Here is a 15819-nt window from a genome sequence, read left to right on the forward strand (position 1 = left end):
AACGTAAAGCTTGAATCGTCTGCTGGTAATACATTTAATACAAATGTGCTTGTTGCTGGACATTGGGTTGCTGTAGTGTACTCTACCGTATAACTTGTTCCTGGAGTTGCCATCGTTACTTCTCCTGTTGATGGATTGATTTGTACAGTATCGCCTGCTGGTGCTGCTGGGTTAAACGTATACGTCCCGCCTGGCATCGCTACTGTATCTACAGTTCCTCCATCACAATTCGGTATCATTGTAAAGCTTGGATCATCTTCTGTTAACGTTGTAACAGTTTGCGTGCTTACTTCTGGACATGGTCCTGCGGTGGTATATTCTATCGTATATGTTGTACCGTAATCGCCACCTGTTACTTCTCCTGTTGATGCATCTATTACCACCCCAGCGCCTGGATCTGGATTTAACACAAACGTTCCGCCTACATCTCCTGTTATTGCTACTGTTGCGCCATCACAAGTCGCTGTTGCCGTAAAACTTGGGTCTTCTAATGGATATACTGTTACATCTACTGTTGTCGATGCTGGACAAGTACCGTTTGTAGTATGTTCTACTGTATAGGTTGCGCCTGATGTACCGTTTGTAATCGTTCCTGTACCTGAATCTATTAGCGCTCCGTCGCCTGGTAATGGATTAAAAGCATAGGTTCCGCCTGATGATACTGAACTATCTACTACAGCTCCATCACACGTTGGTTGCATCGTGAAAGTTGGATCATCTGTTGTTAATACTGTAAAGTTTACCGTAGTTGTCGTTGGACATGTACCTGTTGTTGTATAGGTTACGGTATGGGTCGATCCGGATGCGGCTCCTGTTACTGTGCCTGTTGCTGAATCTATCGTTGCTCCTGTGGTTGTTAATGCAAAGGTTCCGCCTGGCGTTACGACATTACTCATTACTGCACCATCACACGTTGGTGTCGCTGTAAAACTTGAATCGTCATTGGCATTTACTATTAAATTAAATAATGGCATCACAGTTGCACTATAACACGTCGCATCTCCCGCTGCCTCTATTCTTACATAGATTGGCTCGTTTGGTCCACCTACATAAGGACTCGTTAATGCGTTTGTGTCTGAATCTGCTTCTGCAAAACTATTATGATACGTCACTACATAATCTGAAGCTGGCTGTGTCCCTAATACTAATAGCGTCTGACTCTCTAAATCAAATGGCTCTACACCATCATTACTCGGATTATCACAAACTACCATATCTGACGCTGGATTGATTGTAGGTTGAGCTGTAATATTTAAAGTAAATGTTTCAGACTCATAACAACCTGTATTTAGATACTCTACTCTAACATAAATAGTTTGAGGATTACCTAAAGTAGCTGTTGTCGTGTAAGTATCTGGTGTTGGTATTGGATTAGTATCAGCATCTGCGTCTGCCTGACTTTCATGATAAGTTATAACTAAATCTGAAGGAATTGCTGATGGTGCTAATATCGGAGTGTCATTTTCTGTTAAATCAAAAATATAAGGTGGCGCTCCTGGATTACACATAAATAAATCATCTGGTTCTCCATTATCTACTTCTGGATAAACATCAATACAAACTGTCTCTGTATATTCACATCCAAAATCATTTAAAACTCTGTAAGTATAACAATGTTGACCAGGCGTAGAAGGCTGAACAGTAATATCGTTTCCTGACGTACTAACAATAGAAGGGTCTGAATCCCAAGCTTCTGATGTTGTTACTGGTGTAAAAGAATATTCTGGAGGTTGTAATGTAGGATCAAACTCTATACTCCATGAAAAAATATAACCATTATCAATTGATAAATTATCTATTATTTCTATACACCAATCTCCATTTAAAGGGCTTCCTAACAAATCAGATAGATTTCCTTCAGGAAGATAAGTTCCTGGTGTAATAGAATTATTTGGAGGATTAGAACCAGCAGTAATTGTTGGTCCATTTTCTATAGTTACTGTCCCTGTACTAGAGAAACAGTAATCTGCGCCTGTACCTGGCGTATTAGTTCCATCGTCATTTGCTCCTCCTAGGTATGTACCATTACCTCCTGGGTAACCTTTAAGCACAGCTGTTTGACCATTTGGACTTATAATATTAATATCTAAATCTCCCATATAAGAATGCTCCATATTAACACAAATTGCAACAATTTGATTTACATCCGTTAATGTTAATGAAGATTCGTAACAATCAACTGTTACACATGTTTGGTATGTGGCTCCAGAACCATCAGGTAAAAATGTAGTACCACTTACTGGCGGAGTACAATCATTAATAAATTCTACTTGATTTGCTACTCCCGTTAAGGTTACCTGTTCTCCAAAACATGCTGTTGAAGCAGATGCAGTAGTACCTGTAAAGTCAGGCTCTGTACTTACTTGTATAACTTGATTGATTAAATTGGTATTACTACAACCTGATGGATCAGGATCTGTATTTGTATCTGTAACATTTAAATTCACAATATACACACCTGGATTAGGGTAAGAAAAAGTTGCTGTTTGACCAGAAACTGTATTTCCATCTCCTAAATCCCATTCGTACGTTGCTCCAGTACCATCTACAGAAAAGTTAGCACTTCCGTTTAATGTTATAGGATCTCCTGGACAAACTCTTATATATCCATCTCCATTTGGAGCTGGTGAAGATGAATCTAATTGCGAAACAATAGTTTGACATGGTTCATAACAAGATACATTTGCTTCCCAACCAGTTGTATTAGCAGAAGCATCTGATGTGAATTCGATAGTAAGACATCCTGTTGGATTGTTTGGTGTAGCAGAAACAAAACCTGGGTTTGCTGAAGCTCCACCACCAGAGAATGTTCCAAAAGCATTTGCTGCTGTACTATCACCATCATAAATAGTCATTTCATCAGTACCATTTTGGGTGCTAAAAGCAACAAAGTCTAATTGTACCTGCTGTCCAGGAGTATCTGGACATATAGTTAATATAAAACTTTCATCATTAGCGTAGTTACCTGCACTTCCACCTGAATCATAAAATACGCCTCCACATTGACTTACAGTTGTGGTTTGCATAGTTATGTCTTGAGAAAACACAAAAAAAACGTTTAGTAATAGAGTTATAGTAAGTAAAAACTTTTTCATTTTGTAATAATTTGAAAGTAAAATCTAGCGACTAGTTATTTTTTTAAATTTTGAGCCTTTATAACAATATAATATTGTGTATTATCAATTCTGTATATCGCAGAACCAACTTTAAAAAATTCTAAATTATATTTTAAAGGATTAAATGTGTTTATATCAAAAACCTGATCTCTTTTAAGCTCTTTATTATAATTATTGAACAAACCAACTGTTGAAAGTAAAGTCACTTTACTTTTTGAGTTATAATGAGGTAGCTTTGTAATTAATAATCTATTTCTTAATAAATGTTTTAAATCCTTAATTTTTTGTGGTCTACTCAAAACATATTTTTCTAATTTGTCTTGATAAACTTCTTTAAGCATCCCTAATTCTTTTGCAGTAAAAGGAGCTTCTAAATTATCTCCATATTTAACTGGCTGCGTTTTTAATTTTCTATTGTTTTGAGCATTAACGTTTTGCACAGTAAAAACAATCGCAAAAAAAGATATTAGCAATAATATACGTCTCATAGTATTTTCTGAAATAATAAATTAAGACGGAAAATTAAGAAATTTTTAATAAACATTATGTTAATTAAAGAATGTAATTTACTTTTCAATGCTATTAAGTTTAAAACTTGCTAATTATTAACTTTAATTAAACTATTAGATTTTAATAATTGATTATCTTTGCAAACTATTTTAAACATCACATTTTTTATATAAATGAAGATTGATAACTCTGTAGAAAACATAGACAATAATGATCCTATTGGCGAAAACCATATAGGCACAAGTCATGACACACCGCTTAGACCTGATGCTTTTGCAATTTCTGACAAAGAAAAAATAGAAAGTATAAAAAAAGACGTAACAAACATAATGAATACCCTAGGTTTAGACCTAACAGACGACAGTCTAAAAGGGACACCTAACCGAGTAGCAAAAATGTTTGTAAACGAAATTTTTGGTGGGTTAAACCCAGATAAAAAACCTAACGCGTCAACATTTGATAACAAATATCAATATGGAGAAATGTTGGTTGAAAAAAACATCACTGTATACTCTACTTGCGAGCATCATTTGTTACCAATAGTAGGACGCGCTCATGTCGCTTACATTTCTAATGGAAGTGTAGTTGGGCTTTCTAAAATGAATCGTATTGTAGATTATTACGCAAAACGACCACAGGTACAAGAACGTTTAACCATTCAAATAGTAAAAGAATTACAAGATGTTTTAGGTACTGAAGACGTAGCATGTGTTATTGATGCTAAGCATTTATGCGTAAACTCTAGAGGCATTAGAGATATTGAAAGTAGCACCGTAACTTCTGAGTTTGGAGGCGCTTTTAAAAACAAAGAAACTAAACGCGAATTTTTAGATTACATCAAATTAGAGACTAAATTTTAGTATCAATCATGCAACTTTACCAAAACCAAAATATTAAAATATACAACTCTTTAACAGGAGAAAAAGAACAATTTAAATCAATACATGAAGGTAGCGTTGGTATGTACGTTTGTGGACCAACTGTTTACAGTAATGTACACCTAGGTAACGTTAGAACATTTATGTCTTTTGATGTTATTTTTAGATATTTAAAATATTTAGGTTACAAAGTAAGATATGTACGTAATATTACAGATGCTGGACATTTAGAGAATGATGCAGATGTAGGTGAAGACCGTATTGCTAAAAAAGCACGTTTAGAAGAAATAGAACCTATGGAGGTCGTACAACGTTACACTGTAGATTTTCATAATATTCTAAATACTTTTAATTTTTTACCACCAAGTATAGAACCAACTGCAACAGGTCATATTATTGAGCAAATAGAACTTATTAAAACAATAATTGACAATGGTTTTGCTTATGAAGTAAATGGCTCTGTTTATTTTGATGTACACAAGTACAACGAAAGTAATGAATATGGAATTTTAAGTAAGCGTAAACTTGAAGACCTAATACACAACACACGTGAACTTGATGGGCAATCTGATAAGAAAAACCCTCAAGATTTTGCGCTTTGGAAAAAAGCAGAACCTGCTCACATTATGCGTTGGCCATCTCCTTGGAGTGATGGTTTTCCTGGTTGGCACTTAGAGTGTACAGCAATGAGCACTAAATATTTAGGTGAACATTTTGATATACATGGTGGCGGAATGGATTTAAAATTCCCACACCACGAGTGCGAAATTGCTCAAAACCAAGCAGCAAAAGGAAAATCTCCAGTTAACTATTGGATGCATGCTAACATGCTAATCATGAATGGTAAAAAAATGGCAAAGTCAACCGGTAATTTTATTTTACCAAACGAAATTTTTACAGGAGACAACCCACATATTACTAAAGCATTTACACCAAGCGTTGCTCGTTTCTTCATGCTACAAGCACATTATAGAAGTGTTTTAGATTTTACAAACGATGGTTTATTAGCTGCAGAAAAAGGATATAACAGATTAATGGAAGCTGTTAAGTCTTTATCAGAATTAAAAATTTCTGATAAAAGTAGCATCGATATTAATGCTTGGAAACAAAAGTGTTTTGAAGCTATGAATGACGATTTTAATTCACCTATTTTAATAGCCAACCTTTTTGAAGCTGTAAAATATATCAATCAAATAAAAGATGGTACAGTAACAATAACTAAAGAAGATTTAGAGACGCTTACAAAAACCATTAACGATTTCACTTTTGATATTTTAGGATTAAAAGATGATACTATTCAAACTAATACAGGTACTGACAAATTATCTGGCACAGTAGAGCTTTTAATAAAATTACGTCAAGAAGCAAGAGCTAATAAAGACTTTGCTTTAAGTGATAAAATTAGAGACGAATTAGCCGAAGTAGGCATAAAACTTAAAGACGGTAAAGACGGTACAACCTTTACTACAAATTAATATTAAATCCTCTCTACATGAGAGGATTTTTCATTTTTAACAATGAAAAAACTGATTATCAAACCTTTTTTATTTCTTATAAAAGTCTATCAAACTTTTATATCTCCATTTACACCAAATACATGTAGATATCAACCAACATGCTCACATTACACTAAAGAAGCTTTGATAACACATGGGTTAATAAAAGGTGGCTGGTTAAGTATAAAAAGAATTTTTAGCTGTCATCCTTTTGGTGGTAAAGGTTTTGATCCAGTACCTCCAAAAAAAGAAAAAGAATAACAACTCTATATAAAATTAAGCTATTACTTAACAGGTATAGTATCTTTTACAATTCTATATTCGTAATAGTCCATTTTATCACCAACTTCTAGCAATAATTTTTCTGCAACACCAGCATTAACCTCTAATACAAATTGAGCTTTTGTTTGTGACGGTAAAGATGACTCATCAAAAGGTTGAGCATTTTCTTGAAAACTAACAATACGCTTATTGTGATCTATAAAAATTAAATCTAAAGGAAAACGTGTGTTTTTCATATAAAAACTACGTTCTCTCACGTCTGGAAACACAAATAACATACCTTGATTATCTTCCATACCATCACGATACATTAAGCCTGTTTGGATTTGGTAAGGAGTTTTTGCTATCTCTATATCAAAGATTTTAATTATGGTATCTGTTGTACCTTTAAAGAAAGTTAGTTCTCCTTCTTTTTTAAATTCAACTTTAATTTGCTCTATTGTTTTCGTTTCTTCTTTACATGAAGTAATGCAAATAGCAAAAACTATAATTACAATTAGTGGCTTGTAAAATCTCATTAGATATTAGTTTTTTTTGGTTTAAAAGTGAACATAAAATATAAGCCTATAAGTATAAACGGAATACTTAATAATTGTCCTGTATTTAACAACCAATCTGCACGTTCTGGATTTTGGGCTTCTTTTACAAACTCTACAAAAAATCTTACTGTCCAAAGCAATACTAAAAACAGACCAAATAAGAAACCACGTTGTTCTCCTTTATTTGTTTTTAAATAAAAATATAACAGAATTAAAAACACAAAAATATAACTAAAAGACTCATACAACTGTGCGGCGTGACGATACGGTACTGCTTCTAAAAGAGTGGCAAATTTTGGGTTATCTGTTACTGCTGCGTAAGCTTTTTTTACGTCTTGAATACCTGTTAGCTTTACAATTTCTGACTTGTGATAATAGTCTTGCACAAAGCGTACACCTAAGCTAGAGTCTGTTACTTTACCAATAATTTCTGAATTTATAAAATTACCAATTCTAATAAATATAGCTCCAGAAGCTACAGGTATTACAATACGATCTAAAATCCACATTAATGATTTGTAATTATATTTTTTACGGTATAAATACATACCTATAATAATACCTATTGCTGCACCGTGACTTGCTAATCCCTGAAAACCTGTAAACTCGAATTCTGGTTTGGTGCGTATTGGTAGAAAAATGCTTAAAAAGTCTTGACTAAATAGTTCTGGTTGGTAAAATATTACATGACCTAATCTTGCACCTAACATAGTAGCTAAAACTGTGTAAATAAATAAAGGATCAAGATATTCTAATTTTATTTTTTCGCGCTTAAAGATATAGCTCATTATTTTATGTCCTAAAACAAATGCTATAATCCACATTAAACTATAAAAATGAATTTTGAAGTTCCCTGCTATATCTATTCCTGTTATTGGATTCCAGTCAAATTTTAATGCGTACATACTATTTTTTTTGCGATTGTAAATATAGTATTTATGCTTTAGTTATAAATGAAATTAACGCAGGTTTATTAATTACTTAAAGTATTTTAATAAGAAAAAATATTAAATCAATTTATATTTTATAAGTAGTTGCGTTAGGGATTGAGCTATTGTTGGAGCACATCTTTGATTGCGACTAGCGAAAGCCCGACGCACTTTTGCCCTAAAGCAAAAGTGGGTAACGCCCAAAATAATTGCATAAAAAAAGCCTTTTTACAAGTGCAAAAAGGCTTTTTTATTATTTGGAGTTTGAAGAACTATTTTACAACAGTCTCATCAATTACTTCTTCTTTCTTTTTTAAAGCGTCTGCTGCGCCTCCTTTTTTAGCAGTATCAAACATGATTGGTGTTGCGATAAATAATGATGAATATGTACCTACAATTACACCTACGATTAAGGCAAACATAAATCCTCTAATAGATTCGCCACCAAAAATAAAGATAGCTAATAACACTACTAATGTTGTTAAAGAGGTGTTTAATGTACGGCTTAATGTGCTGCTTAATGATTTGTCAATTACTTCTGTAAATGGCCAATTGGTATGCTCGTTAAAGAACTCACGAATACGGTCAAATACAACCACGGTATCGTTTAACGAGTAACCGATTACGGTAAGAATTGCTGCAATAAATGCTTGATCAATTTCCATTGAGAATGGCATAAACTTGTATGTTAATGAGAATACACCTAATACAATAATAACATCATGGAAAACAGCCGCTACTGCACCAAGAGAGAATTGCCATCTTTTAAAACGGAATAAGATATATAAGAATACCACTACTAAAGATCCTAATACAGCCCAGAAAGATGCTTGTTTAATATCATCTGCGATTGATGGACTTACTTTGTATTGATCCATAATACCTACTTGTTTGTCTGCTTTAGAAAGGTCTTTAAACTCTTCAAAAGATTGACCGTTTAAATATGGCTGTAACGCGTTGTATAGTTTTTCTCTTACTTCTTCGTCTACTTCGTTAGCAGTTTCGTTAATCTTGTATTTTGTAGAGATTTTTAAGTTATTCTCGTCTCCTACAGTTTTTACAGATGCACTTCCAAATACTTCTGGTGTAGCTAAAGCTTCTTCTACCTCAACAGCGCTAACTGGCTCTGCAAAACGCACTTGCGTAGTACGTCCTCCAACAAAGTCAATACCTTGATCTAACCCATTAGTAAATAAAGACCCTAAACTTACTATTAATAAAGCTCCTGAAATAATGTAAGCTACTTTACGCTTTTTAAGGAATTCGATATTAATGTTTCTGAACAAGTTTTTAGTTACACCTGTAGAGAAATCTAATTTCCCTCCTTTATTTACATACCAGTCAATTAATAATCTTGTAATAAAAATTGCTGTAAATAAAGATGTACCAATACCGATTAATAATGTAGTTGCAAAACCTTTAATTGGTCCTGTACCAAACACAAATAAGATTAATGCTGTTAAACCTGTAGTTATGTTAGCATCTAAGATTGATGATAAAGCGTTACTAAATCCGTCATTAATTGCAGATTTTTGATCTTTACCTTTACTTAATTCTTCTCTAATACGTTCAAAAATAAGTACGTTAGCATCTACCGACATACCTATTGTTAATACGATACCAGCAATACCAGGTAATGTTAACACTGCACCAATACCCGATAAAATCCCGAAGATTAATAAGATATTGAATAACATTGCGATGTCTGAGAATATACCAGCTTTACCATAATAGAAAACCATCCATAATAACACTAAAGCTAAAGCAATACCAAAAGACATTGTACCACTATCAATAGCTTCTTGACCTAAAGATGGACCAACTATACTACTTTGAATAATATCTGCTTTTGCAGGTAATTTACCAGCACGTAAAACGTTAGCTAAATCTGTTGCTTCTCTTAAAGTAAAGTCTCCAGAAATTTCGGTACTACCTCCAGCAATTGCTCCGTTAGAAGCTGTTGGCGCAGAGTATACTGTGTTATCTAAAACTACTGCAATTTGACCTTGAGTCTTGTAAGCTTCTCCGGTCATTTCTTCCCAAATCTTAGCGCCTTTACTGTTCATTTGCATACTTACAACAACTTTGTTTGCTTGATTGTAAGTTTGACGCGCGTCTGTAACTACTGCACCACTTAATGGTGGCTCTCCATCTCTGTTTCCTTGTAAAACATATAAATCTACTACTTCGCTATCTTCTGCTACTTTACCAAATACAAATTTTGTGTAACGTAACTCTGCAGGTAATTTTGCTCTTACCTCTGGCATAGCTAAAAGTTTAGCTACTTGCTCTTTATCTTCTACTTTAACTTGTGCTAAAGTTGCCCCAAAACCAGGACCAACAAAAAGATCTAATAAAGGATTGTTTTCTACAACTGTTTCATCTTCTTCTCCTGTTAAGTCTGCAATAGCTTGCTCTTCTTCAGTCATCTCTTCTTCATCTGCAGTTGCTTGATCTGCTTTAGCTTCTCCTTCTTTTGCTTTTAATACTTCATTAGCATCAAGTAAAAATTGACTAAATAATTGAGAGTTTGAACCATACCAAAACTCTAATTGCGCTGTTGTTGTTATTAAATCTGTAGCTCTTTCTACATCTTTAACACCTGGTAATTCTAATAATACACGACCAGAGTTACCTAAACGTTGGATGTTTGGAGACGTTACACCAAACTCGTCAATACGCTTACGTAATACTTCAAAAGCAGAAACAATAGACTCGTCTATTTTTGTTTCTAAAACTACTTTAGTCTCGTCATCAGACATATTAAGATCAATCTCGCCTACTAAAGAACGTGTTGCAAAAATATCTGGAGATGCTAATTTTTTATCTCCTTTGATAGCGTCAAAAGCAACAAAAAAATCTTCTAAATATGTATTTTGACTATTTTTCTGAATTTCATCTGCATCATCTAATGCTTTTCTAAAAGTTGGATCTGTACTTCCGTCTGCAAGACCAATTAAGATGTCTTTTACAGAGATTTGTAAGATAGCTTCTAAACCTCCTTTAAGGTCAAGACCTAACTTCATTGAGTTTTCTTTAACTTCAGCGTAATCGCTTCCTAAGAAAACACTTTCTTTAGATGTTGCTAAAGAGTCTAAATATCTTGCTGCATATTCGTTTACTTTTGCGCTACGATCCTCTGCAGACGCATCTATTTTTTGTTCTGCTACTTGTGTAGCTTCGCTCTCTACCGCATTATTTTTAAATGTGAAAGACAGCTGGTAAATACTTACCAATCCAAATAAAACTGCAAATAGTTTTATTAATCCTTTGTTTTGCATTGTTTGTTAATTTTTGGTCAATTTTATAAATCGGGCAAATATAATTTTTCCCTTAATAATTGACAATTATAATGTTTAAAATGATTTTATTAAGCTGAAAAGCTTTTAAGGTTGAATTCCTTTTTTTTATTAAGATTGAAATGAAAAAGGTCCAGCTCTAACCTCTGGTATAGTGTAAGTTTTATTACTAAAAGTCAAATGGTATTGACTTGAAATATTTTGTTTTAAAACCGAAATATTAAGAAAATCGATTGCTACAAAAGCATCTAAGTAAAACGGAAGATTTGTATTAGAATAACGATCATAATCTTGCTTAGTTACAATTATACTTTTTCCAGCAGAATTATTTTGATTTTTTGAAGACGTTTTAATCTCATAAACATCAAAATCAAATCCTTTTTTGCTAGTTTTTTTAGGTAGATTACTTTGATTTTCTTCTAAATTTAAATAGCCTGATGCTATCTCTATCTGTAATGCTTTTGAAAGTAAAGACTTAATAACAACAACATCTAAGTTACTGTGATAACTTATTTTTAATTGGTCATTAGCGTCCTTTTCTACAACTATATTAGTAACATCAATAGCCTGCAATTGCTCTTGTATTAAAGCAATTGTTTGTTCTGATTGTTCTAACGTTACTGTTTGATCTTCAAAACGAATATGTACTTCTTGATTTGGTAAAGAAGCTTGGTTTTGTAAAACTCCAAATACAGCTAGAACAACAATTAGAGCACTGATGTACCATTTTGTTTTCATAAGTGCCAAATATAAAAAATTAAGTCTTTAAAAAGGCTGATTTTGAGGTTTTTTACAAATAAAAAAGAGCAACGAATGTTACTCTTTTTTTATTTAAATTTTATAAAACAAATCTTTACTGATCCTCCATTTTAGAATAACCTTCTGGTGGAGTTAAATTAAATAACTCATTTGGAACAGCCTCGCTTTTAACTTCTGTAACATCGTACAACAAGGTCATTTTCATACCTTGCTGAAGTACGTTTATTTTCATAAATAAAGGAAAACCATCTAACTCGTCTCCAAACTGAGACGTTTCTTGAGTTTGAGCTTTAATTTGATCTGTAGCAAATATCTCCATAGTCATATCTACACCATCAGCTTTCATTGTTACATTGTATTGTTGGCAATCATATCCTAAAATAGTTTTTGTTTGATCTCCTTTAGTAATTTTAATATCATCGCCTAAGTCTTCTGGTGCTTCATAATCGGTCATTGTATATTTTTTACCGTACATTGGAGAGCTTATTAAGGTTAAAACTTTTTCTTTTTCCTTATCTACTATTGTAATAGACTCACCAGACATTGGGCTACTAGTTTCTGCTCTTACTCTATCTTCTGTAAAATATGTCGTAATTTTAGTTTCGCCCATCATTTGTAATTGCGAGTTCATCTCTGCATTATCACTAGACATTGTCATTTTTGAAGAGATTACTCCTTCTTTTAATTCTTCTTGAGCAACACTTACTAAACTGAATGATGCTAGAAGTATAAAAATTAATTTTTTCATTATTTTATTTTTAATTATTGAATGTTGTAATGTACTGAAATTGTTTTTAATTAATACAAGTTTTATAAAATAAAAAAGCCTCATAAAGTAAAAACTTTATGAGGCTTAGTTGTATTATTTAATAAAATCTTATAATTCTAATAAACCATTAGTTTTAGACACACCTTCTGCACTTTCTTTCATGTGTGCTTTTTCTGCATCGCTAAGTTCAATCTCTACAACTTTTTCAATTCCGTTGCGTCCTAAAATTACTGGAACACCAATACATAAGTCATTTAATCCGTATTCTCCATCTAATAAAGTTGAACATGGAAACATTTTCTTTTGGTCACAAGCAATTGCTTGAACTAATCCAGATACAGCTGCTCCTGGTGCATACCATGCAGAAGTCCCTAATAACTTAGTTAATGTTGCTCCTCCTACTTTAGTATCTTCTTTTACTTGATTTAATCTTTCTTCTGAAATAAATTCTGAAACCTTAATACTATTTCTTGTAGCATGAGATGTTAATGGCACCATACCTTTATCTGAATGTCCTCCAATTACCATACCGTCTACATCGCTAATTGGACACTCTAAAGCTTCTGCTAGTCTATACTTGAAACGTGCAGAATCTAAAGCTCCACCCATACCGATAATTCTGTTTTTTGGTAAATCTGTAGTTTTGTGCACTAAGTAAGTCATAGTATCCATTGGGTTACTAACTACAATTATGATCGTATTAGGAGATTGCTCTATAAGACTAGAAGATACAGATTTAACAATACCAGCATTGATGCCTATTAACTCTTCACGAGTCATACCTGGCTTACGAGGTATACCTGATGTAATTACACAAATATCACTATCTGCTGTTTTAGAATAATCGTTTGTTACACCTGTAATTTTTGTATCAAAACCATTTAAAGATGCTGTTTGCATTAAATCCATTGCTTTACCTTCTGCAAAACCTTCTTTAATGTCTAATAAAACAACTTCTGAAGCGAAGTTTTTAATAGCAATATACTCTGCACAACTTGCACCAACTGCACCTGCACCAACTACTGTTACTTTCATGTTATATATTTTTAATTGTGTTAATTAATTTATCCTACAAATTTAACAATTTAACCCAAAGAATTAACCGAAAACATCAAAATATTAGGTTAAATTAAGCTTAAAACTAATCTGTTAACTTTTACAGAAAATTATTTTGTATAAAACAAAAAAAACACCTGAAATATAATTTTCAGGTGTTTTTAATATTCATTTTAAATATCTAATTAAGCATCTATATTTGCATAAATAGCATTCTTCTCTATAAATTCTCTACGTGGCGGAACTTCATCTCCCATTAGCATAGAAAATACTCGATCTGCTTCTGTACCATTATCTATTTGCACTAGACGTAATGTTCTAAATTCTGGATTCATTGTTGTATCCCAAAGTTGTTCTGCATTCATCTCTCCAAGACCTTTATATCTTTGAATTTTTGAAGATTCTCCAAATTCTTTAACGATTGCATCACGTTCTTTATCATTCCAAGCATATTGTTTCTTAGCACCTTTTTTAATTAAGTAAAGTGGCGGCGTTGCTATGTATACGTGACCAGCTTCGATTAATTCTTTCATGTATCTAAAGAAAAATGTTAAGATTAATGTTGCAATGTGACTACCATCAATATCGGCATCACACATAATTACAATCTTATGATATCTTAATTTAGAAAGGTTTAAAGCTTTACTATCTTCTTCTGTACCTATAGTTACACCTAAAGCTGTGAAAATGTTTTTAATTTCTTCGTTTTCAAAAACTTTATGTGTCATTGCTTTTTCTACGTTTAAGATTTTACCTCTTAATGGTAGAATAGCTTGAAACTTTCTATCTCTTCCTTGTTTTGCAGTACCACCTGCGGAATCTCCCTCAACAAGAAACACTTCACATTGAGCTGGATCTTGCTCTGAACAGTCTGATAATTTACCAGGTAAACCACCAATACTCATCACTGTTTTACGCTGTACCATTTCGCGCGCTTTTTGAGCAGCGTGACGTGCTTGAGCTGCTAAAATCACTTTTTGCACTATGGTCTTGGCTGTATCTGGATGTTCTTCTAGATAATCGGTTAACATTTCTGAAACCGCTTGACTTACAGATGCAGAAACTTCACGGTTACCTAATTTTGTTTTTGTTTGACCTTCAAATTGTGGTTCTGCTACTTTAACAGAAACAATAGCTGTAAGTCCTTCACGGAAATCGTCTCCTGCAATGTCAAATTTTAATTTATCTAACATTCCAGATTCATCTGCATATTTTTTTAGGGTATGTGTTAATCCACGACGAAAACCTGATAAATGTGTACCACCTTCGTGTGTATTAATATTATTTACGTAAGAGTGTAAATTCTCGGCATAACTTGTGTTGTAAATCATGGCAACCTCAACAGGCACTCCATTTTTTTCTCCTTCAAAAGAAATAGCTTCTTGCATTAAAGGCTCTCTATTTCCATCTAAAAACTTGATAAACTCTTTAAGACCTTCTTCTGAATGAAATGTTTCTCCTTCAAAATTACCATCTTCTTTTTTGGCACGTTTATCTATTAAATGAATAGTTATTCCTTTATTTAAGTAAGCCAACTCACGTAAACGGCTAGCTAAAGTATCATAACTATACTCTAATGTTTGCTTAAATATTTCTGGATCCGGTTTAAAGGTTACAATTGTACCTCTTTTATCTGTATCGCCAACAGCTTTTACAGGGTAAAGTGTTTTTCCTCTTTCGTACTCTTGCTCCCAAATCTTACCATCACGATGTACTGTTGCTTTTAAGTGTTCTGATAACGCGTTAACACAACTTACACCTACACCATGTAAACCACCTGATACTTTGTATGAGTCTTTATCAAACTTACCACCTGCTCCAATTTTGGTCATTACAACTTCTAATGCAGAAATCCCTTCTTTTTTATGAATATCTACAGGAATACCACGTCCGTCATCTTCTGTTGTAATCGAGTTGTCTTCGTTAATAGTTACTGTAATATTGTTACAGTGTCCTGCTAAAGCTTCATCAATCGAGTTGTCCACAACCTCGTATACTAGGTGGTGTAAACCTCGTACTCCAACATCTCCAATATACATTGAAGGACGCATACGTACGTGCTCCATTCCTTCTAATGCCTGAATACTGTCTGCGGAATACTGTTTTTTATTTTCTTCGCTCATATATCGAATTATTAGTTATTTGCTTTTTAATTTTCTTTTTGAAAGAAAGTTATACACATAAAA

General features: G+C 33.1%; 12 protein-coding genes. 3 read left to right on the forward strand and 9 right to left on the reverse strand.

Annotated elements, in window-relative coordinates; translation table 11 throughout:
• On the reverse strand, nucleotides 1–3095 hold a 3095-nt coding region (locus tag H574_RS14095), incomplete at its 3' end, for a PKD domain-containing protein (protein WP_155912627.1).
• Between the two features lie 35 nt (nucleotides 3096–3130).
• On the reverse strand, nucleotides 3131–3604 hold the full coding sequence (locus H574_RS0108430) for a hypothetical protein (protein WP_027880157.1): 474 nt from the start codon (nucleotides 3602–3604) through the stop codon (nucleotides 3131–3133).
• 195 nt (nucleotides 3605–3799) lie between these two features.
• Between H574_RS0108430 and folE the strand changes: the two genes are divergently transcribed.
• From folE to yidD, 3 genes are read left to right on the forward strand one after another with little or no spacing between them, the layout of a single operon-like run.
• Nucleotides 3800–4486, forward strand: coding sequence for a GTP cyclohydrolase I FolE (gene folE / locus H574_RS0108435; protein WP_027880158.1), 687 nt, complete (start codon nucleotides 3800–3802; stop codon nucleotides 4484–4486).
• A gap of 8 nt (nucleotides 4487–4494) precedes the next feature.
• Nucleotides 4495–5979, forward strand: a complete 1485-nt coding sequence (gene cysS, locus H574_RS0108440) for a cysteine--tRNA ligase (RefSeq protein ID WP_027880159.1) — start codon at nucleotides 4495–4497, stop codon at nucleotides 5977–5979.
• A 42-nt stretch (nucleotides 5980–6021) separates the two neighbouring features.
• A complete protein-coding gene (gene yidD / locus H574_RS0108445) occupies nucleotides 6022–6261 on the forward strand; it encodes a membrane protein insertion efficiency factor YidD (RefSeq protein ID WP_027880160.1) in 240 nt (79 codons plus the stop codon).
• 23 nt (nucleotides 6262–6284) lie between these two features.
• Here the strand turns inward: yidD and H574_RS0108450 are convergent, their stop codons facing one another.
• From H574_RS0108450 to gyrB, 7 genes are all read right to left on the reverse strand, one after another.
• Nucleotides 6285–6800, reverse strand: coding sequence for a DUF192 domain-containing protein (locus tag H574_RS0108450; RefSeq protein ID WP_027880161.1), 516 nt, complete (start codon nucleotides 6798–6800; stop codon nucleotides 6285–6287).
• A complete protein-coding gene (gene lgt, locus H574_RS0108455) occupies nucleotides 6800–7726 on the reverse strand; it encodes a prolipoprotein diacylglyceryl transferase (protein WP_027880162.1) in 927 nt (308 codons plus the stop codon). The genes H574_RS0108450 and lgt overlap by 1 nt, the downstream gene beginning before the upstream one ends.
• Nucleotides 7727–8022: 296 nt before the next feature.
• Nucleotides 8023–11031: a protein translocase subunit SecDF gene (gene secDF / locus H574_RS0108465; protein ID WP_027880163.1), complete on the reverse strand. Its 3009-nt coding sequence runs from the start codon at nucleotides 11029–11031 to the stop codon at nucleotides 8023–8025.
• Between the two features lie 129 nt (nucleotides 11032–11160).
• Nucleotides 11161–11787, reverse strand: coding sequence for a hypothetical protein (locus tag H574_RS0108470; protein WP_027880164.1), 627 nt, complete (start codon nucleotides 11785–11787; stop codon nucleotides 11161–11163).
• Between the two features lie 115 nt (nucleotides 11788–11902).
• Nucleotides 11903–12556, reverse strand: a complete 654-nt coding sequence (locus tag H574_RS0108475; protein WP_027880165.1) for a DUF4412 domain-containing protein — start codon at nucleotides 12554–12556, stop codon at nucleotides 11903–11905.
• Between the two features lie 129 nt (nucleotides 12557–12685).
• Nucleotides 12686–13612 (reverse strand): malate dehydrogenase, encoded by a 927-nt coding sequence (gene mdh / locus H574_RS0108480; RefSeq protein WP_027880166.1) that lies wholly within the window; start codon nucleotides 13610–13612, stop codon nucleotides 12686–12688.
• 206 nt (nucleotides 13613–13818) lie between these two features.
• Complete coding sequence (gene gyrB / locus H574_RS0108485) at nucleotides 13819–15756, reverse strand: DNA topoisomerase (ATP-hydrolyzing) subunit B (protein ID WP_027880167.1); 1938 nt, start codon at nucleotides 15754–15756, stop codon at nucleotides 13819–13821.
• Nucleotides 15757–15819 lie beyond the last annotated feature (63 nt).

It is taken from the genome of Mesoflavibacter zeaxanthinifaciens DSM 18436 (assembly GCF_000422365.1).
Taxonomy (GTDB): domain Bacteria; phylum Bacteroidota; class Bacteroidia; order Flavobacteriales; family Flavobacteriaceae; genus Mesoflavibacter; species Mesoflavibacter zeaxanthinifaciens.